Origin of the sequence: Streptomyces sp. NPDC053427 (genome assembly GCF_044544985.1) — a bacterium.
GTDB lineage: Bacteria > Actinomycetota > Actinomycetes > Streptomycetales > Streptomycetaceae > Streptomyces.
The window spans coordinates 79,992-97,680 of sequence record NZ_JBITYA010000010.1 but is presented as its reverse complement, the minus strand read 5'-3'; the positions used below and the strand labels follow the sequence as shown (position 1 = coordinate 97,680).

The window sequence follows — 17,689 nt, the reverse complement described above, 5'->3', positions numbered from 1 at the left end:
GCCGTATCGGATACCGGGTGAGCCGCAATACGGCCACCGGCGGACCCCGGGGGCCGGACAGACGGAGGAGCAGCACGTGACCGTGGAAGGCACTGCCCAGCGGAAAACCACCCGCGCCGGCAGCAAGCGCACCACCGCCAAAAAGGCGTCGCCGGCGAAGAAGGCGGCCCCGGCCAAGGCCACCGGCCGGCCGGACCAGGCGGAGCAGGACCAGCTCGTACAACTGCTGACCCCGGAAGGGAAGCGGGTCGAGCACCCGGAATACGCGATCGACCTGTCCCCCGAAGAGCTGCGCGGGCTCTACCGCGACATGGTCCTCACGCGGCGCTTCGACGCCGAGGCGACCACTCTCCAGCGTCAGGGCGAACTGGGTCTGTGGGCTTCGCTGCTGGGCCAGGAGGCCGCGCAGATCGGCTCCGGGCGTGCATTGCGCGACGACGACTACGTCTTCCCGACCTACCGCGAGCACGGCGTGGCCTGGTGCCGCGGCGTCGACCCGACGAACCTGCTGGGCATGTTCCGCGGCGTCAACCACGGCGGCTGGGATCCCAACAGCAACAACTTCCACCTCTACACCATCGTGATCGGCTCGCAGACGCTGCACGCGACCGGCTATGCGATGGGTGTGCAGAAGGACGGCGCGGATTCCGCGGTCATCGCGTATTTCGGTGACGGCGCCTCCAGCCAGGGCGATGTCGCCGAATCCTTCACCTTCTCCGCGGTCTACAACGCCCCGGTCGTCTTCTTCTGCCAGAACAACCAGTGGGCGATCTCCGAGCCCACCGAGAAGCAGACCCGCGTCCCGCTCTACCAGCGCGCCCGCGGCTACGGCTTCCCCGGCGTACGGGTGGACGGCAACGACGTGCTGGCCTGTCTGGCGGTGACCAAGGCGGCGCTGGAGCGGGCGCGTACCGGCCAGGGCCCCATGCTGGTCGAGGCGTTCACGTACCGCATGGGTGCCCACACCACCTCCGACGACCCGACGAAGTACCGGGCCGACGAGGAGACGCTCGCCTGGGAGGCCAAGGACCCGATCCTGCGGCTGCGGACCTACCTGGAGGCCGAGGGCATCGTCGACGACGCGTATCTCGCCGCCATCGAGGAGGAGAGCGAGGCGCTGGGCAAGCGCGTCCGCGAGGTCGTCCGTGCCATGCCGGACCCGGATCACATGGCGATCTTCGAGAATGTCTATGCCGACGGGCACGCGCTCGTCGATGAGGAGCGCGCGCAGTTCGCCGCGTACCAGGCGTCGTTCGCCGACGTCGATGCCGTCGCGGAGGGGAACTGACCATGGCCGTCCACGAGAAGATCACCATCGCCAAGGCGATCAACGCCTCGCTGCGCACGTCCATGGAGGCCGACCCCAAGGTCGTCGTCATGGGCGAGGACGTCGGCAAGCTCGGCGGCGTCTTCCGCGTCACCGACGGGCTCCAGAAGGACTTCGGTGAGGACCGGGTGATCGACACCCCGCTCGCCGAGTCCGGCATCATCGGCACCGCGATCGGCCTGGCCCTGCGCGGCTACCGCCCGGTCGCCGAGATCCAGTTCGACGGCTTCGTCTTCCCCGCCTACGACCAGATCGTCACCCAGCTCGCCAAGATGCACGCCCGCGCGCTGGGCAAGGTCAAGGTGCCGGTCGTCATCCGCATCCCGTACGCGGGCGGAATCGGCGCCGTCGAGCACCACTCCGAGTCTCCCGAGGCGCTGTTTGCGCACGTCGCGGGCCTCAAGATCGTCTCCCCCTCGAACTCCTCCGACGCCTACTGGATGCTCCAGCAGGCCATCGCGGGCGACGACCCCGTCATCTACTTCGAGCCCAAGCGCCGCTACCACGACAAGTCGCGGCTGGACACGGAGTCGATCCCCGACCCCCTGCACAAGGCCCGCATCACCCAGGCCGGCACCGACCTCACCCTCGTCGCCTACGGCCCGATGGTGAAGGTCTGTCTGGACGTCGCCAAGGTCGCGGCCGAGGAGGGCAAGTCGGTCGAGGTCGTCGACCTGCGCTCGATCTCCCCCATCGACTTCGACACCGTGCAGGCCTCGGTGGAGAAGACCGGCCGGCTGGTCGTGGTCCACGAGGCCCCGGTCTTCTTCGGCTCGGGTGCGGAGATCGCCGCCCGGATCACCGAGCGCTGCTTCTACCACCTCGAGGCCCCGGTTCTGCGGGTCGGCGGCTTCCACGCCCCCTATCCGCCGTCCCGGCTGGAGGACGAGTACCTTCCGGGACTGGACCGGGTGCTCGACGCCGTTGACCGCGCGCTGGCGTACTGAGGGGTTTGAGGAGAGTTCGTGACCATGACTGCAAGTACCGCAGGCGCCCAGCGCTTCCGCGAGTTCAAGATGCCCGACGTGGGCGAGGGGCTGACCGAGGCCGAGATCCTCAAGTGGTACGTCCAGCCGGGCGACACCGTCACCGACGGCCAGGTCATCTGTGAGGTCGAGACCGCCAAGGCCGCCGTCGAACTGCCCAGCCCCTACGACGGGGTGGTGCATGCGCTCCACTTCGACGAGGGCGTCACCGTCGACGTCGGCACCGCCATCTTCTCCGTGGACACCGACCCCGGAGCCGGGCCCGCCGCGGATTCCGCCGCTCCGGCAGCGGGCGCGGCCGCCGCGCCCGCTGAGGAGGACGCGGAGCCGCAGGGCCGGCAGGCGGTCCTCGTCGGCTACGGCGCCGCCCCGGCCTCGACCAAGCGCCGGGCCCGCAGGCCGCAGCCGGGCGCCGCGGCGGGTGTGCCGGCCCAGCCCGAGCCGGTGAAGGCCGCGCTCCAGGCCGAGCTGAACGGCCGTTCCGTGGCCGCTCCGGTGGCCGCGGCGCCGGTCGCTCCGGTGGCGCCCGCCGTGGTGCCCGGCCGGCCGCTGGCCAAGCCGCCGGTACGCAAGCTCGCCAAGGACCTCGGCATCGACCTGGCGACGATCGCACCGACCGGTCCGGGCGGCCTCATCACCCGCGAGGACGTCCACGCGGCAGCCGCCCCGGCACCATCCGTTGCCGCCCCGGAATCCGAGACTGCGGCCCCCGCCGAGGCGGGAGTGGTCCCCACTGCCGCCCGCGAGCGCCGGGTGCCGGTCAAGGGCGTACGCAAGGCCACCGCCCAGGCGATGGTCAACTCCGCCTTCACCGCGCCCCATGTCACGGAGTTCATCACCGTCGACGTGACCCGCACGATGAAGCTCGTCCAGGAGCTGAAGCAGGACCCGGACATGGCCGGGCTGCGCGTCAACCCGCTCCTGCTTGTCGCCAAGGCCTTCCTGGTCGCCATCAAGCGGCACCCGGAGGTCAACGCGGCCTGGGACGAGGCGAATCAGGAGATCGTCTACAAGGACTACGTCAATCTCGGCATCGCGGCGGCCACTCCGCGCGGTCTGATCGTCCCCAACATCAAGGACGCGGGCGTCAAGGCGCTCCCCCAACTCGCCGCGGAACTGGGCGAGCTGGTTGCCACGGCCCGCGAGGGCAAGACCTCTCCGGCGGCGATGTCCGGCGGCACGGTCACCATCACGAACGTCGGTGTCTTCGGCGTCGACACCGGCACGCCGATCCTCAACCCGGGGGAGTCGGCGATCCTCGCCTTCGGCGCGGTCAAGCTCCAGCCCTGGGTCCACAAGGGCAAGGTGAAGGCGCGCCAGGTCACCACCCTCGCGCTGTCCTTCGACCATCGTCTGATCGACGGCGAACTGGGCTCCAAGCTGCTTGCGGACATCGCGGCGGTCCTGGAACGCCCCAAGCGGCTCATCACGTGGGGCTGAGCGGGCGACGCTGAACTCGACAGCAGGGGCGGTGTTTCACGTGAAACACCGCCCCTGTCCGTTTTCGCCCCCGGCCGATTCCGGCCCTGGCCGTCGCCGTTCCCGGCGGGTCAGCCCCGGATGAGCTCCACCGCCCGGCTGAAGTGCGCCACCGGCCCGGTCGGCCCGTCCGGACTGTCGGCATGCGCGGCACGCCGGGCCAGCGCGCTGCTCGCCCAGACGGCGGCGACGATCAGTGCCACCACGACGGTGTTCCTGGTCCGGCGTCCGGCGTTCGTCCTGGGCTGCATGGTCAACTCCCCTTGAGGTGGCGGAGCCGCCCCGGCTCCTGCCTCTATTCACCCATGAGATCGGGGCCGTTCCGTACGCGTCAGGTACGGATTCCCGTCAGTCTTTAGGCGGATCCCTGGTCCACCCTGGGTCCCCCTTTCGGCATAGGGGACCGGGGCGGGAAAGGGTTTGCCGCCGGGGGCCGCGCTGTTTACCGTCGGCGCAATGAGCAGTGAAACGATCATCAGGCGATACCGAACGGCTGATCAGGACGCGGTGACCGACCTGTGGTCCCGCGCCTCGCGGCAGGCGCACCCGTTCATCGAAGGGGAAGGCGAGGGCGAGCGGGCGCGGGTCCTGCGCGAGGAGCATCTCGTCCGGGCGGAGAACTGGGTCGCCGAGCGCGAGGGCCGGGTCGTGGGACTGCTCGGGCTGCTGGACGGCCACCGGCGTCACAGCGCCGGGAGCGGGACGCAGATCGGCGGACTGCTCGTGGCGCCCGAGGCCCAAGGGTGCGGCATCGGACGGCAGTTGGTGGAGCATGCGGCGGCGCTGCGCGGCGCGCTGTGCGTTGAGGTCTTCGAGGAGAACGAGCGCGCCCACCGCTTCTACAGGAGCCTGGGGTTCATGCAGTGGTCGTACCGGACGGACGAGGAGACCGGCCACCCGCTGATCGCCCTGGAGCGCGAGGCGCCGCTGAGGTCGGTGTCGTGGCTGCATCTGCGCGAGGGCCGGCTGCTGAGCGTACGGACTCGGGGCAACGACACCTTCTACCTTCCGGGCGGCAAGTACGAGCCGGGAGAGACCGCGCGGGAGGCGCTGTCGCGGGAACTGTCCGAAGAGCTCGGCCTCCTCGTTCCCGCGGAGCAGCTGTCGGAGGCGTTCGTCATCCATGACGTCGCCCACGGCAAGAACGGCCGTCGGCTGCATATGACGTGCTTCACCGGCGGCCCCCAGGACATCGCCCCCGAGCCGGGGCGGGAGATCGCCGAGTACGCCTGGTTCGACCGCCAGGAGGCGCGGGACCGATGCGCCCCCGCGCACTCCCAGGTCGTGGACCGCTTGATCGCGCAGGGGAAGATGCCCGGGTAGGGAGTGGGCAGGCAACGCCGATAGCGCCTGTACCAGCACAAATGCGCCGCACTTTGTCCGCATCGCGGAATGCGGCGCCGGACGCATACCTGTTGTATCTATCCTGTGCACATGCCATCTCCGTCCGCGTCCGCCGCCCCCACCAGAGACTCCGGCCCCTCTCCCGCCAAGCAGCCCCCCGCCGCCGAGCGGGTCTATGCGCACATCAAGGACGCCGTCCTGCAGCGCCACTACGAGGGCGGCATGTTGCTCACCGAGGGTGAGCTGGCCGAGGCCGTGGGGGTGTCGCGGACGCCGGTGCGGGAGGCGCTGCTGCGGCTCGAGGTCGAGGGGCTGATCAAGCTCTATCCGAAGAAGGGCGCGCTGGTGCTGCCGGTCTCCGCGCAGGAGATCGCTGATGTCGTCGAGACCCGGCTGCTGGTGGAGAAGCATGCGGCGGCCAAGGCCGTACCCGCGAGCGAGGCGTTGACCGGCGAGCTCGAGGAACTGCTGGAGAAGATGCGGGAGCAGGCCGCATCCGGTGATCTCGCCGCCGTCTCGGTCACCGACCGCTGCTTCCACGCCGCCATCGTGCGCAGCGCCGGCAACCAGATCCTCGACCGGCTCTACGAGCAGCTGCGCGACCGCCAGCTGCGGATGGGCGTCGCCGTCATGCACGCACACCCGGACCGGATCGCCAAGAACATCGCCGAGCACGCCGAGATCCTCCAGGCGCTGCGGGACGGCGACCCGGAGGCGGCGACCGACGCCGTGCACCGGCACGTCAGCTGGGTCCGCAACCTGGCGCAGGGAGAGGTGCGATGAGCGGGGGAAGTACCGGCGGCTCCGGCACAGGCGGCGCCCCGCGCCTGCTGCCTGCGGACCCGCCCGGAGGCCGTAAGGCCATGGCGGTCTGGGGTGTCGGCGTTGCGGTCTACTTCGTCGCGATCACCTACCGTACGAGCCTGGGCGTGGCCGGTCTCGACGCCGCCGAACGCTTTCACATCAACGCCTCGGCGCTGTCCACCTTTTCGATCCTGCAGCTGCTGGTGTACGCGGGCATGCAGATACCCGTCGGCCTGCTGGTCGACCGGCTCGGCGCCAAGAAGGTGCTGACCATCGGTGTGGTGCTCTACACCGTCGGCCAGTTCGGCTTCGCGCTCTCCACGTCGTACGCCATGGCGCTCGGCTCGCGCGCCCTGCTCGGCTGCGGTGACGCGATGACCTTCATCAGCGTGCTGCGACTGGGCGCCCGGTGGTTCCCGGCCCGCCGTGGCCCGATGATCGCGCAGATCGCGGCGCTCGTCGGAATGGCGGGCAACTTGATCTCCACCCTCGTCCTCGCCCGCTTCCTGCACAGTTTCGGCTGGACACCGACCTTCGCCACCAGCGCGGTGGGCGGCGTCGCCGTCCTGGTCCTGCTGCTGCTCTTCCTCAAGGACCACCCCGAGGGCTACGAGCCGCCGCCCGCGTCCGCCGAGCACACCGGCGCGGCCTTCGTCCGCCGGCAGATCGCGGATGCCTGGCGCGAGCCCGGCACCCGGCTGGGCATGTGGGTGCACTTCACCACCCAGTTCCCCGCGATGGTCTTCCTGCTGCTGTGGGGCCTGCCGTTCCTCGTCGAGGCGCAGGGCCTCTCCCGCGGCACCGCCGGTGAGCTGCTCACCCTCATCGTGCTCTCCAACATGGCCGTCGGCCTGGTCTACGGCCAGATCATCGCCCGCCACCACGCGGCCCGTGCGCCGCTGGCCTTGGGCACCGTCGGCGCCACCGCACTGCTGTGGGCGATCACCCTGGCCTGGCCGGACGATCACGCGCCCATGACGCTGCTGATCGTGCTGTGCACGGTCATGGGCGCCTGCGGCCCCGCCTCGATGATCGGTTTCGACTTCGCGCGGCCCGCCAACCCGCCCGAGCGTCAGGGAACCGCCTCCGGCATCGTCAACATGGGCGGCTTCACCGCCTCGATGACGACCCTGCTCGCCATCGGCGTCCTGCTCGACGCGACCGGCGACAACTACCGCATCGCCTTCGCCTCCGTCTTCGTCCTGGAAGCGCTCGGCGTCTCGCAGATCCTGCGCCTGCGCAGCCGCGCGGCTCGCCGCGAGCGTGAACGGCTGGTCGTCAGCCGGGTCGAGGCGGTCCACGTCCCGGCATGAGGCCGGCAGAAGCCGGGTCCGCGGCGTCGCCGGGCAGCGTCCCGACGAGTGGCGGAGCACACCGTTTCACGTGAAACACCGAAGTCCCCGGAGGCTTGGCCCCGTGCGCCGGGCCCATGCCGCCGCTGCCCGGAGACGCCCCGCCAGGTGTGCCGGTTCCCGGTGGCCGGGGCGCCCCTCGAAACCGGTGTCGGCTACGGCGTGACCGCGAAGTTGTCCAGGATCGCCGCGGCCAGCTGCGGCTCGCCGTCGATCTTGATCTGCTCGGCGACGGCCGCCGGGCGGATCCGGCCGCAGGCCAGACGGTGGAAGAGGTCCCAGTCCATGGCGAGCGTCACCGTCGGGCCGAGCGAGACACTGCCGTCGATCGTGCCGTTGCCCTCGGCGTCGACGCGGACCGTACGCATGAACTCCAGCGGGCCGCTGACGTCGAAGACCACGGCGGAATCGGCGGGTGCCTGGGCCTTCTTGGCGACCGTGCCCGGCAGCGTCTTCAGCAACAGATCGCGCGTCACATGGGCGCCGGGGGAGTCGAGATTGCCGGGCTTGCCGAGCGCCCGGCGCAGGTCCTGCTCGTGCGCCCAGACGTCGAAGGCCCGCAGCTGGAGCACGAATTCCAGTGGACGGTCCTCGCCGAGCGCGCTGCGCACCACGGTGTCCGGCTGGCGGGTCTCGTTGCGCAGCTGCCGGGAGCGGCGGATGACGGTGTACTCGAGCTCGCTGAGCATCTCCGGGGCGGTGTGGTGCCGCCGGACATCAACCTGCACCTCCATTCGGCGGGCCGACTCGCTGCGCACGTGGTAGAGGTCGCGCGGCAGGGTGTGAATCGGCCGCGGGTCGCCGAGCATCTCGCATTCCAGGCCGATCACATGCGAGACGACATCGCGCACGGACCAGCCTGGGAGGTCCGTCGCCCTGCTCCACTCGCCCTCGACGAGCGGAGTCACCAGCTCGGCTATTGCTTCTATGGAGTGCGTCCAGGCATCGATGGAGGACTGAAGGCTGGGATGGACGGTCACGGGACCCCTCGGACGGTTCGTACGCGGGCTGCTGTCTGTGCAGTTAAGTTACGCTGCGCACGGGCACCCCGGCAGTGCTTTCGGGTGACCATCGTAGGTGGATGTTTGACTGCGGCCCGGTTCGAAAGCTTAGGCGGTGGTACTGTGCGCGCTTCGTTGCTCCAGATCGGCGTGGATCCGGCGGAATCCGTCAATTCCCGGCGGACGCGGGTGGCTTCGCTGGTGCGCGAGCACTCCGACAGCGATCTTGTGGTGCTTCCCGAGCTGTGGCCGGTCGGTGCGTTCGCCGCCGAACTCTTCGCCACCGAGGCGGAACCGCTGCCCGGCCCGACGCACGACGCGATGGCCGAGGCCGCGCGGGACGCCGGGGTCTGGCTGCACGCCGGATCCGTCATCGAGCGGGCGGCCGACGACACCCTCTACAACACGTCGCTGGTCTTCTCCCCCGACGGCCGCCTCGCCGCCACCTACCGCAAGATCCACCGTTTCGGCTTCGACCAGGGCGAGGCGATCCTGCTGGGGGCCGGCGACCGGCCGGTCACGGTCGGCCTCCCGGGGACCACCGCGGGCCTGGCCACCTGCTACGACCTCCGTTTTCCGGAGCTCTTCCGGCAATTGCTGGCCCGCGGCGCGGAGCTGCTGATTGTGCCCGCCGGCTGGCCCGCCCGCCGCCGCGCACACTGGTCGCTGCTGGCCCGCGCCCGCGCCGTGGAGAACCAGTGCTACGTCCTGGCCTGCGGCACCGCAGGCACCCACGCCGGTGTCGAGCAGGCCGGTCACAGCGTCGTCGTCGACCCCTGGGGCGAGGTGCTGGCCGAGGCCGGACCGGAGGAAGAGGCGCTGACCGTCGACCTCGACCCGGCCAAGGTCGCCAAGACCCGCGCCGACTTCCCCGTTCTACGCGACCGCGTACTGGGCCTGGACCGGCCGTAACGCGAGCCGTCCCGTCCGTCAGTCGCGTCCGTGCTCCCGCTCGGCCAGCCGGATCACACACACCGCGACGGCGATCAGCAGCGCCGGGTCCGCGTCCTCCCGTACGACGTTCACCCCGTACGTGTCCCGTACGGTCAGCCAGCGCCGCGAGATCTCGGCCAGCAGTTCGCCCTCGTACTCGACCGCGAACTCCCGGTCCAGGATCTTGCCGCTGACATCCAGCTCGGTGCCGTCCACCAGCTCCACGCGGTAGTGGTTGCGCAGCAGCGAGAGCCGCTTGCGCCGGATGGTGGCCAGCGGCCGGTCGTCGCGCTCGATGGTCATGGTGTCGCGCAGGGCCAGCACCTTCTTGCGGATGGTGACCAGTACCTGGCCCCGCAGGTCCTTGAGCTCGAAGGTCTCGCGCAGCCGCAGCGCCTTCCCGTCGACGAGGAAGGCATGGCGCCCGTGATCGTCCTCGATCCAGTAGTCGTCGCCGATGCCGAGGATCCGGTCGCGGACGAGGTACTTGCGGGGGGACGGGGGCCGGCCCCCAGGTGAGTGCAGCATGGCTGAGGTGTTCCCCCGGCCCCCTGCGGAATGCGCACGCACCAGGGTGACGTTGAATGTGCACATGGCTTCACATGCGCGCGTCCGGGCCCCCGAGCTGATCGGCAAGGGCGGTTGGCTCAACACCGGCGGTAATGAACTCACCCTGTCCGACCTGCGAGGACGCATTGTCATCCTCGATTTCTGGACGTTTTGCTGTGTGAACTGCCTGCACGTCCTGGACGAGCTGCGCGAGCTGGAGGAGCGCCACCGCGACACCGTCGTGATCATCGGCGTGCACTCCCCCAAGTTCGTCCACGAGGCCGAGCACCAGGCGGTCGTGGACGCCGTCGAGCGCTACGGCGTCGAACACCCGGTCCTCGACGACCCCGAGCTCGCCACCTGGAAGCAGTACGCCGTCCGGGCCTGGCCGACCCTCGTCGTCATCGACCCCGAGGGCTATGTCGTCGCCCAGCACGCCGGGGAGGGCCACGCGCACGCCCTGGAGAAGCTCGTCGAGGAGCTGACGGACGAGCACGGCGCCAAGGGGACGCTGCGCCGCGGCGACGGCCCGTACGTACCGCCGGAGCCGGTCGCCACCGACCTGCGCTTCCCCGGCAAGGCGGTACGGCTCCCGGGCGGCAGCTTCCTCGTCTCGGACACCACCCGGCACCAGCTGGTGGAGCTGGCGGCGGACGGCGAGCAGGTGCTGCGCCGGATCGGGACCGGCGAGCGCGGCCTGGACGCCGGCTCCTTCAACGAGCCGCAGGGGCTGGCGCTGCTGCCCGACGGGAAGGTCGCCGTCGCGGACACCGTCAACCACGCCATCCGGGTCCTCGACCCCGAGAGCGGCGCGCTGGAGACGGTGGCGGGCACGGGCAGGCAGTGGTGGCAGGGCTCGCCGACCTCGGGGCCGGCCCGCGAGGTGGATCTCTCCTCGCCGTGGGACGTCGCCTGGTGGCAGGACCGGCTGTGGATCGCGATGGCCGGCGTGCACCAGCTGTGGACGTACGACCCGGCCACGGGCACCGTTCAGGTCGCGGCCGGCACCACCAATGAGGGGCTGGTGGACGGTCCGGCGGCCGAGGCCTGGTTCGCCCAGCCGTCCGGGCTCGCTGCGGCGGGGGACCGGCTGTGGATCGCGGACTCCGAGACCAGCGCCGTGCGCTGGGTGCAGCGCACGGATGCGGGCGACGGCTATGAGATCCGGACGGCCGTCGGCACCGGACTGTTCGACTTCGGACACCGCGACGGCGCCGCCGACCAGGCGCTGCTCCAGCACCCGCTGGGTGTCACGGCGCTGCCCGACGGCTCGGTCGCCATCGCGGACACGTACAACCACGCGCTGCGCCGCTTCGACCCCGCGAGCGGCGAGGTGACGACGCTGGCGACCGATCTGCGCGAGCCTTCGGCGGCGGTGCTGGTCGACGACGACATCGTCGTGGTGGAGTCCGCGCGGCACCGCCTGACGCGGCTGCGGCTGCCCGAGGAGGCGGTGCGCGTCGAGTCGGTGGCGCACCGCACGCAGCGCGCGGCCACCGAGGTGGCCCCGGGCAGGCTCCGGCTGGACGTGGTCTTCCAGGCGCCTGCGGGCCAGAAGCTCGACACCCGCTACGGCCCCTCGACGCGCCTGCTGGTCAGCGCGACCCCGCCGGAGCTACTCGCCGACGGTGCGGGCCCGGACAGCGACCTCGGCCGGGATCTGGTGCTCGCCGGCGGTGTGACCGAGGGCGTGCTGCATGTCTCGGCGATGGCGGCGTCCTGCGATGACGATCCCGCGATCGAATATCCCGCCTGCCATGTGCACCAGCAGGACTGGGGCGTTCCGGTGCGGGTCGTCGACGGCGGGGCGCCCCGGCTGGCGCTCGTGCTGGCGGGGCTGGACGAGGGAGCGTAGGACCGACGGTGCCCGTCCTCGCCGGTTTCACGTGAAACCGGCGAGGACGGGCACCGTGCCGGGGCAACTCGCCTGCCGGCTGGGGCTACTTGTCGGCCTTCACCGGGCGGGAGCCGGTCGCCGACTGGGCCTGGATCAGGCTCAGGTACCAGTCGCTGACCTTGGCGGTCGCACCGATGGACGGGTGCTGGTCGTACCGCCCGAAGTGGATGGGGTTGGCCGCACCCTGCGTGGAGAACCTGTTCGGCTGCATGACGCCGAGGTACATGAGGTTCTGCGCTTTGCCCTTGTCCGAGGCGGTCTTGGTCGGGATGGTCGCATAGGCGGTTGCGCCCGCCGCGACCTCGACCCGGTGGTTGTTCATGTAGTCCGGAGCGCCTTCGTAGAGACCCAGCGGCTTGGTGCTGTCGTACGACCCGTCCTTCGCGGGGGCGTCGCCGCGGAACACCATCGGAGCGTTGTAGAGGTAGCAGGACGAGCTGCCCTTGTTGCGGTACTTCACGATCACGTGGCTCGGCTCGGACAGCTGGACGAACTTGAACCAGCCCGGCACGGGTCGGCACATGTTCCCCCGCCTCGCCGCGGCGCCCGCACCCGCACCCGCAGCCGCGCCCGCACCACCGCCGATGATCCTGTGCTTCTTGTTCTTCTTGTACGAGGACGAGGAAGAGGTCTTCTTCGACTTCTTGGAGGAGTGGCTCTTGCAGCCGGTCAGCGCGAGCGAAGCGGCGAGGCCGAGGGCCAGCGCGGCATACGCGGCGGAGCGGCGGGAGCGGCGTGCGGTCATGGGTGGGTCCCCCAGAAAGTCACTGCGGATCAGCGAGTTGCGTGTGTCATGGCACGGCCACGATATCGATTGGCGGTCCAGGCGCCAGGGATGGTTGCCGGCGACGGTATCCATGCAGGTCAAGGGGTGTGCGCGGGATCAGTCGGGACAACTGGGCAAGCCGCTGTTCTCCAGCTGTTCCGGGCGAATCCGGATGCCGGGAACCCACACCTGCTTGCCGTCGTGATCGACCTGGAACCACATGCTGCTGTGGCCGCCCGCCTCGTCCGTGACCGTGACGCCGTTGGCGGTCCGGCAGCGGGCGCGCAGCGTATCGCCGTGCCAGACGTGGCCGGCGACATTGGAGCGGCGATAGGGGACGTATGGGTCGCGGGCCAGCCCGAGTGCACAGTTCTCGGCGCGGCTGTGCTGGCAGTCCCGCTCGACGTTGTGGACGGTGATCCGGGCGGAGCCGGTGCCCGCCGCCGTGCCCTGCCGTCCGTCCGTCCCGGAGCCGGTCAGTGCCGGTACGGCGAACGCGGCCGCGGCCAGCACGGCGACCGTACCGGTCACCGCGAGCACCAGAGGCAGCCGCCGCCGGCCGGGCGGCACCGAGTCCTGGGCATCCGTTCCGGCAGTGGCCCCGGTCCCGGTGACTGCCGGCGGTGTGCCGTCCGCCGCCTCATTGGCCCGGTGCAGCAGCTCGACCAGCGCGGGCAGCCGGTCCTCGCCGGTGAAGGAGAGCTTGCACCACTGCACCAGCAGCCGCTCGTCCGGCAGGCTCTGGCCGCGCAGATAGCGCGAGAGGGAGGAGCGACTGGCGGGCAGCCGGCTCTCCAAGTCCTTGAGGCTGTACCCCAGTTCGCCGTGCATACGGCGCAAGGCCGAGACGAAGTCCCTTGCGGGTCCGGTGAGTTCGTCGGGGAGAGGGGCCAGTGGCTTACGGCGGACGTTTGCGGGCTGGTTCGGATTGCCAGGCACGTCTGGCATTCCAGCACAGCGGACATGCGCGCGCGAGGGGCACTTCCGCTCCCCTGTGACGGAAGTACCCCTCGTTACGTGATCCGGATCAGACCCGGATCAGTTGGTGACGTTTCACGTGAAACCGCGTGATGCCGGCCGTGTGCTGCCGACGATGCGATGTTTTACGTGAAACATCGCCACCCGCAGCGGGCTCAGTCGCCGAACTTCACCGGTCGGTACGGCCTGAACTCGGCGTCGCCGCCCGGCAGTCCGTACGTCAGGCTCCGGTGGTCGGTGCCGTGTCCGCCGCGCTGCTCGTAGGCGGTGTAGGACGAGTGCGCATCGTTGTTCCACTTCTCGAAGATCACCACATGCCGGGTGTTGCTGTCGCCGGCCGCGTCTATCAGCAGGTCACCGGGCTGCAGTTCGCCCACAGAGATGGGCCGGGTGATACCGCGGTCGGTGGCCAGGCCCACGGTGTTGGTGCCGGGCGTCGGCAGTCCGAGCGCCATCGAGGCATAGCCGGAGCAGTCCTGGCGGTAGCCGTCCTTCCAGACCTTGGCCTGGCTGTACGGGACCTGGGCGCCGCCGTTCGCGGTGAGCCAGGTCGCGGCGCGGTTCAGCATCTCCTGACGGGTGCCGCCGGGCTGCGGAGGCTGCGGGCTGCCCTGGACGGGCACACCCGGCAGCCGGTCCTGCGGAATGTCCACCGCGACCACGCTGAGGAACCCGCTGACCGGACCGGTGATATGCGCCATGAACGTCGAGCAGGCGTTGCCCTCACACACCTTGTGGCCGGTGTCCACCTGGTAGTCCGCGGTGATCCGGTCCTGCCCCGGCGTGGACTTGTTGATCATTCCGACCGACGGCGAGTTGGTGTCGGCGGTGGCGTGCACCACCCACCGCGTACCCCAGGTGGGGAAGTCGGCCGCCGCGGCCTGCCGCATGGACGTGGCACCTGCGGCACGGGCGGTGAGCGCGGAGGCGCCGGCGGCCTTGCCTGCGGTGTCGCGAGAGAGCTTGGTCGTGGCCACGGAATGCCCGCCGGCCGCCGCGGCGCCGCCCTCGCTGCCGTGGGCGAATCCGGCGAATGCGCCGACGCCGATGCCCGCCGCGGCGACCGCGGGTATCGCCCTGCGCAGCAAGGTCCTGCGGAACGGGGAGCGCGGCCCCAGCCCCTTGCCGCTGCCGTTCTCGACGATTTCCCCGTAGCTTGCGCCGTCTGCCGGACGTGTGTTCCCGTGCTCGTGCATCCCGATTCCCCTCCGTCTACGGCCGGTCGGGCCGGTCGGCCCGCCGGCCCGCGGTATCCGCCGGATGGTCCGGTCCCGGCGGCGGCAACCATCGTGTTCCGGGGCGGGCGGCCGCTCGGCGCTTCCTTGTCCCGTGGGACGTCCCGTCCGGGCGCACGCCTGTGACCTGCGCAGACGTAGACGGGACGGGCCGGGAGCGGGACAACGCACGGGCCCCGCCGGGACATGACGGGACACCGCCCGCCCGCGCCCGGGCGTTTGCGGCATGAGGAAGGGCGCCCGCCGGGGGAGCGGGCGCCCTGGTTCAGGGGGTGGGGCGGCGGCCTACCAAGCGGCGGCGTCGCTCGGGTCCGACTGCCAGTACGTCACCCAGGCGCTGTCGTCGAGGAACACCGAACCACCCGGCAGCGCCACCTTCGCGGCGTCGCCGACGCTGCCCTTGCCGTCCCGGCCGCGCAGACCGACGCTCAGCGAGGTCACCTTGCGGCCATGGCGCCCGCTGCCGTCCGCGGACGAGGTCATCACGGCGGCGTAGCCGGATGCGCCGGGGGCGAGGGTGACCACCGCCTGCGGCTTGCTGTCCGGGAGCTCGGCGAGCGGGGACTGCGCATCGTCGAACCTCAGATACGGCTCGGCGTAGAGGTCGCACGGGGAACCGGAGGTGTTGGTGGCCTCCAGCAGGAAGTGGTTGACCGGCCGGGTCAGTGGCTTCGCCACGATGCGGATCTCCGCGGTGTCACAGGCGGTGTGCCGGACGCGGACCCGCTGCTCGTGCGCGCCGACGCGGTCGGCGCCGTCCTCGGCCGCCTGGTACCGGGCCTCCAGGGGCGCCGGGACGACCGGCTTGGCGGGCCGCGTCTGGAGCGCGTCGGCGGCGTCCTGGCTGCCGCACGCGGTGAGGGAGAGCGCGGCGACGGCGGTCAGCCCGGCCGCGGCGATCCGCAGCGTACGGCCATGAGCGTGGCGGGCGGTTGCGTTGCGCGGCACTTCGGGCCTCCCTCGGTCGGCGGTGTGGCCGGCGGGAAGGCCGGTCCTGCACCGGCCACCCCGGCGTCGGTCCCGCGGTCTGCCCACCACACTGCCGTCCGGCGTTGCCGTTCCGCTAACGCCTGCCTAACGCGCCGAGGGCCCCGCGTACCGCCCGCCGAGGCGGTTCACTTCCCGGCCCCGCCACCCTTCTCGCCGCGCTCGTCCCGCGCGAACAGCTGGGTGAGCGTGCTGATCGTGTAGACGTCGGTGGCCTCTTCGTCCACCAGATGCATCTCCGCCAGCCGGTCCAGGCCGTCCTGGGTGCGCTCGGGGTCGTACCCGGCGAGCGCCGCCGCCACGGACGCGTTCAGATGCCCGTCCGCGCTCTTGGCCAGCGCGCTGAGCAGCCGGGCGTCGTCCGCCGACAGCCGGGCGACCGACATCCGCAGCGCCGCCGCGATCCCGGTGTCCTCCGCCGACAGCAGCGCCAGCCGCCGCTGTTCGTCGCGCAGCGCCGCGGCCAGCCGGGCCAGCCGCCAGCGCGGCCGGGCGGTCAGCTGGGCGGCCGCGGCCCGCAGCGCCAGCGGCAGCCCGTCGCACAGATCCACCAGTTCCCGGGCGGCGGCCGGGTCCTCGGCGACGCGTTCCGGGCCGAGCATCGCGCCCAGCAGCGCCGCGCCCTCCTCATGGCCGAGCACTTGGATGCCGACCGGCCGGGCGCAGTCGGTGGCGACCAGCCCGTCGAGCCGGCTGCGGCTGGTGACGATCGTGGCGCAGCGCGGACCGCCGGGCAGCAGCGGCCGGACCTGCGCGGAGCTGCGGGCGTTGTCGAGGACGACCAGCAGCCGGCGCTCGGCGACCAGCGAGCGGAACAGCGCCGAGGCGGCCTGTGCCGAGCCCGGCACCCGCTCCGGTGGCGTGCCGAGCGCGAGCAGGAAGTCGCGCAGGATCTCGGCAGCCGGTGCCTCGTCGCCCTCGCCGAAGCCGCGCAGATCGGCGAAGAGCTGGCCGTCCGGGAAGGCCGCGGCATGCAGATGCGCCCACTGCACGGCGCAGGCGGTCTTGCCGACACCGGCCGGCCCGGCGACCACCGCCAGCGGACTCTCGCCCGTCGTGTGGTCGGTCAGGGCATCGGTCAGTGCGGCGAGTTGATGCTCGCGGCCGAGGAACCGGGCCGGGGGCCTGGGCAGCAGCCGTGGCGCCGCTCGCGTGGCCCCTTCCCGGGCACGGGGCCCCGGTCCCGTGGCGCCGCCCTGCCCGGGCGCCTGCCCCGGTCCGGCAGCGGGAGCCGTCGCTTCGGCCGCCGCGCGCCGCCCGGCGGAGCCGGAAGCCTGAGCCGGGGGCCTGTTCGCCGCGGAGGTTCCCTCCCGCTCCGCCCGCAGAATCTCCTCGTACGCGCCGCTCAGCCGCTCGCCGGGGTCCACCCCCAGCTCTTCGTTGAGCAGCCGCCGCGTGCGGTGGAACCACTCCAGTGCGTCGGACTGCCGCCCGGCCCGGAACAGCGCCCGCATCAGCGCGGCGATCAGTCCTTCCCGCAGCGGGTGGTTGACGGCCGCGGAGTAGAGGATGGCCGCGGCCTGCTCGTGTTCACCGAGCGTGCCGTGCGCGCGGGCCAGCACCTCGACGGCCGTCAGCCGACGCTCCTCCAGAGCGTGCGCCGCGGCCGCGAACGGCGGGCTGGTGACCGTGCCGGTCAGCGCCGGGCCGCGCCAGAGCCCCAGCGCCTCCCGTAGCAGCGGTACGGCATCGCCCGGTGCCGCCTCCGGGCGCGCCAGCGCCACCAGCTCGCCGAACCGGTGGGCGTCGATCAACTCCTCCGGCAGTCGCAGCAGATACGCCGATCCGTGCGTGGTCAGCTCGATCCCGTACGCCTCCGCCCCGCCCTCGGCGAGCGTGGCGCGCAGCCGCGAAACGTGCCCCTGTACGACCGTACGGGCGTGTTCGGGCGGCTCGTCCTCCCACAGGGAGTCGATCAACTGCTCGAGCGGAACGGTGGTGTTGGGCTGCAACAGCAGCAGCGCCAGCACACTGCGCCGTTTGGCGGGCCCGAGCGGCAGCTCCCCGGCGCCGGTCGTGACCGCGACCGGTCCCAGCAGTGAGAATTCCAA

The 17,689-nt window shown here is 71.5% G+C and carries 16 protein-coding genes; 8 read left to right on the top strand and 8 right to left on the bottom strand.

The window, feature by feature from the left end; translation table 11 throughout:
* Nucleotides 1–76 precede the first annotated feature (76 nt).
* From pdhA to ACIGWZ_RS26870, 3 genes are read left to right on the top strand one after another with little or no spacing between them, the layout of a single operon-like run.
* Nucleotides 77–1,288, top strand: a complete 1,212-nt coding sequence (gene pdhA / locus ACIGWZ_RS26880) for a pyruvate dehydrogenase (acetyl-transferring) E1 component subunit alpha (RefSeq protein WP_400068943.1) — start codon at nucleotides 77–79, stop codon at nucleotides 1,286–1,288.
* Nucleotides 1,289–1,290: 2 nt separating this feature from the next.
* Nucleotides 1,291–2,274, top strand: a complete 984-nt coding sequence (locus ACIGWZ_RS26875) for an alpha-ketoacid dehydrogenase subunit beta (protein ID WP_400068941.1) — start codon at nucleotides 1,291–1,293, stop codon at nucleotides 2,272–2,274.
* Between the two features lie 24 nt (nucleotides 2,275–2,298).
* Nucleotides 2,299–3,753, top strand: coding sequence for a dihydrolipoamide acetyltransferase family protein (locus ACIGWZ_RS26870; protein ID WP_400068939.1), 1,455 nt, complete (start codon nucleotides 2,299–2,301; stop codon nucleotides 3,751–3,753).
* Between the two features lie 110 nt (nucleotides 3,754–3,863).
* Here the strand turns inward: ACIGWZ_RS26870 and ACIGWZ_RS26865 are convergent, their stop codons facing one another.
* Nucleotides 3,864–4,043: a hypothetical protein gene (locus ACIGWZ_RS26865; RefSeq protein WP_400068936.1), complete on the bottom strand. Its 180-nt coding sequence runs from the start codon at nucleotides 4,041–4,043 to the stop codon at nucleotides 3,864–3,866.
* A 205-nt stretch (nucleotides 4,044–4,248) separates the two neighbouring features.
* On the opposite strand from ACIGWZ_RS26865, the gene ACIGWZ_RS26860 reads away from it, so the two are divergent.
* The 3 genes from ACIGWZ_RS26860 (at nucleotide 4,249) to ACIGWZ_RS26850 (ending at nucleotide 7,253) form a co-directional block, all read left to right on the top strand.
* Nucleotides 4,249–5,115: a GNAT family N-acetyltransferase gene (locus ACIGWZ_RS26860; protein WP_400068934.1), complete on the top strand. Its 867-nt coding sequence runs from the start codon at nucleotides 4,249–4,251 to the stop codon at nucleotides 5,113–5,115.
* Between the two features lie 111 nt (nucleotides 5,116–5,226).
* On the top strand, nucleotides 5,227–5,919 hold the full coding sequence (locus ACIGWZ_RS26855; protein WP_400068932.1) for a GntR family transcriptional regulator: 693 nt from the start codon (nucleotides 5,227–5,229) through the stop codon (nucleotides 5,917–5,919).
* Nucleotides 5,916–7,253 carry a nitrate/nitrite transporter gene (locus ACIGWZ_RS26850; protein ID WP_400068930.1) on the top strand — a complete coding sequence of 446 codons (1,338 nt, stop codon included), beginning with the start codon at nucleotides 5,916–5,918 and terminating at the stop codon, nucleotides 7,251–7,253. Before ACIGWZ_RS26855 ends, ACIGWZ_RS26850 begins: the two co-directional genes overlap by 4 nt.
* 194 nt (nucleotides 7,254–7,447) lie before the next feature.
* On the opposite strand, the gene ACIGWZ_RS26845 is transcribed toward ACIGWZ_RS26850, so the two are convergent.
* Nucleotides 7,448–8,272 carry a maleylpyruvate isomerase family mycothiol-dependent enzyme gene (locus ACIGWZ_RS26845; RefSeq protein ID WP_400068928.1) on the bottom strand — a complete coding sequence of 275 codons (825 nt, stop codon included), beginning with the start codon at nucleotides 8,270–8,272 and terminating at the stop codon, nucleotides 7,448–7,450.
* A 144-nt stretch (nucleotides 8,273–8,416) separates the two neighbouring features.
* Here ACIGWZ_RS26845 and ACIGWZ_RS26840 point away from each other — a divergent pair, with 144 nt between their 5' ends.
* On the top strand, nucleotides 8,417–9,205 hold the full coding sequence (locus tag ACIGWZ_RS26840; RefSeq protein ID WP_400068926.1) for a carbon-nitrogen family hydrolase: 789 nt from the start codon (nucleotides 8,417–8,419) through the stop codon (nucleotides 9,203–9,205).
* An 18-nt stretch (nucleotides 9,206–9,223) separates the two neighbouring features.
* Here the strand turns inward: ACIGWZ_RS26840 and ACIGWZ_RS26835 are convergent, their stop codons facing one another.
* Nucleotides 9,224–9,754 carry an LURP-one-related/scramblase family protein gene (locus ACIGWZ_RS26835; protein ID WP_400068924.1) on the bottom strand — a complete coding sequence of 177 codons (531 nt, stop codon included), beginning with the start codon at nucleotides 9,752–9,754 and terminating at the stop codon, nucleotides 9,224–9,226.
* A 64-nt stretch (nucleotides 9,755–9,818) separates the two neighbouring features.
* On the opposite strand from ACIGWZ_RS26835, the gene ACIGWZ_RS26830 reads away from it, so the two are divergent.
* The gene (locus ACIGWZ_RS26830) at nucleotides 9,819–11,630 is read left to right on the top strand and encodes an NHL domain-containing thioredoxin family protein (RefSeq protein ID WP_400068922.1); all 1,812 of its coding nucleotides are present in this window, start codon (nucleotides 9,819–9,821) and stop codon (nucleotides 11,628–11,630) included.
* Between the two features lie 85 nt (nucleotides 11,631–11,715).
* Here the strand turns inward: ACIGWZ_RS26830 and ACIGWZ_RS26825 are convergent, their stop codons facing one another.
* The 5 genes from ACIGWZ_RS26825 to ACIGWZ_RS26805 form a co-directional block, all read right to left on the bottom strand.
* Nucleotides 11,716–12,417, bottom strand: a complete 702-nt coding sequence (locus tag ACIGWZ_RS26825) for a hypothetical protein (protein ID WP_400068920.1) — start codon at nucleotides 12,415–12,417, stop codon at nucleotides 11,716–11,718.
* A gap of 138 nt (nucleotides 12,418–12,555) precedes the next feature.
* Entirely contained in the window at nucleotides 12,556–13,386 is an 831-nt protein-coding gene (locus tag ACIGWZ_RS26820; RefSeq protein ID WP_400068918.1) for a helix-turn-helix domain-containing protein, read from the bottom strand.
* A 185-nt stretch (nucleotides 13,387–13,571) separates the two neighbouring features.
* On the bottom strand, nucleotides 13,572–14,612 hold the full coding sequence (locus ACIGWZ_RS26815) for a hypothetical protein (protein ID WP_400068916.1): 1,041 nt from the start codon (nucleotides 14,610–14,612) through the stop codon (nucleotides 13,572–13,574).
* Between the two features lie 324 nt (nucleotides 14,613–14,936).
* Entirely contained in the window at nucleotides 14,937–15,599 is a 663-nt protein-coding gene (locus ACIGWZ_RS26810) for a DUF4232 domain-containing protein (RefSeq protein WP_400068914.1), read from the bottom strand.
* A gap of 167 nt (nucleotides 15,600–15,766) precedes the next feature.
* Entirely contained in the window at nucleotides 15,767–17,689 is a 1,923-nt protein-coding gene (locus ACIGWZ_RS26805; RefSeq protein ID WP_400068912.1) for a BTAD domain-containing putative transcriptional regulator, read from the bottom strand.

Bases quoted from the DNA above. Each gene is read 5' to 3' on its own strand.
- ACIGWZ_RS26875 (WP_400068941.1), top strand. From the start codon at position 1,291: ATGGCCGTCCACGAGAAGATCACCATCGCCAAGGCGATCAACGCCTCG.
- ACIGWZ_RS26870 (WP_400068939.1), top strand. From the start codon at position 2,299: ATGACTGCAAGTACCGCAGGCGCCCAGCGCTTCCGCGAGTTCAAGATG.
- ACIGWZ_RS26865 (WP_400068936.1), bottom strand. From the start codon at position 4,043: ATGCAGCCCAGGACGAACGCCGGACGCCGGACCAGGAACACCGTCGTG.
- ACIGWZ_RS26860 (WP_400068934.1), top strand. From the start codon at position 4,249: ATGAGCAGTGAAACGATCATCAGGCGATACCGAACGGCTGATCAGGAC.
- ACIGWZ_RS26855 (WP_400068932.1), top strand. From the start codon at position 5,227: ATGCCATCTCCGTCCGCGTCCGCCGCCCCCACCAGAGACTCCGGCCCC.
- ACIGWZ_RS26850 (WP_400068930.1), top strand. From the start codon at position 5,916: ATGAGCGGGGGAAGTACCGGCGGCTCCGGCACAGGCGGCGCCCCGCGC.
- ACIGWZ_RS26835 (WP_400068924.1), bottom strand. From the start codon at position 9,754: ATGCTGCACTCACCTGGGGGCCGGCCCCCGTCCCCCCGCAAGTACCTC.
- ACIGWZ_RS26830 (WP_400068922.1), top strand. From the start codon at position 9,819: ATGGCTTCACATGCGCGCGTCCGGGCCCCCGAGCTGATCGGCAAGGGC.
- ACIGWZ_RS26825 (WP_400068920.1), bottom strand. From the start codon at position 12,417: ATGACCGCACGCCGCTCCCGCCGCTCCGCCGCGTATGCCGCGCTGGCC.
- ACIGWZ_RS26820 (WP_400068918.1), bottom strand. From the start codon at position 13,386: ATGCCAGACGTGCCTGGCAATCCGAACCAGCCCGCAAACGTCCGCCGT.
- ACIGWZ_RS26815 (WP_400068916.1), bottom strand. From the start codon at position 14,612: ATGCACGAGCACGGGAACACACGTCCGGCAGACGGCGCAAGCTACGGG.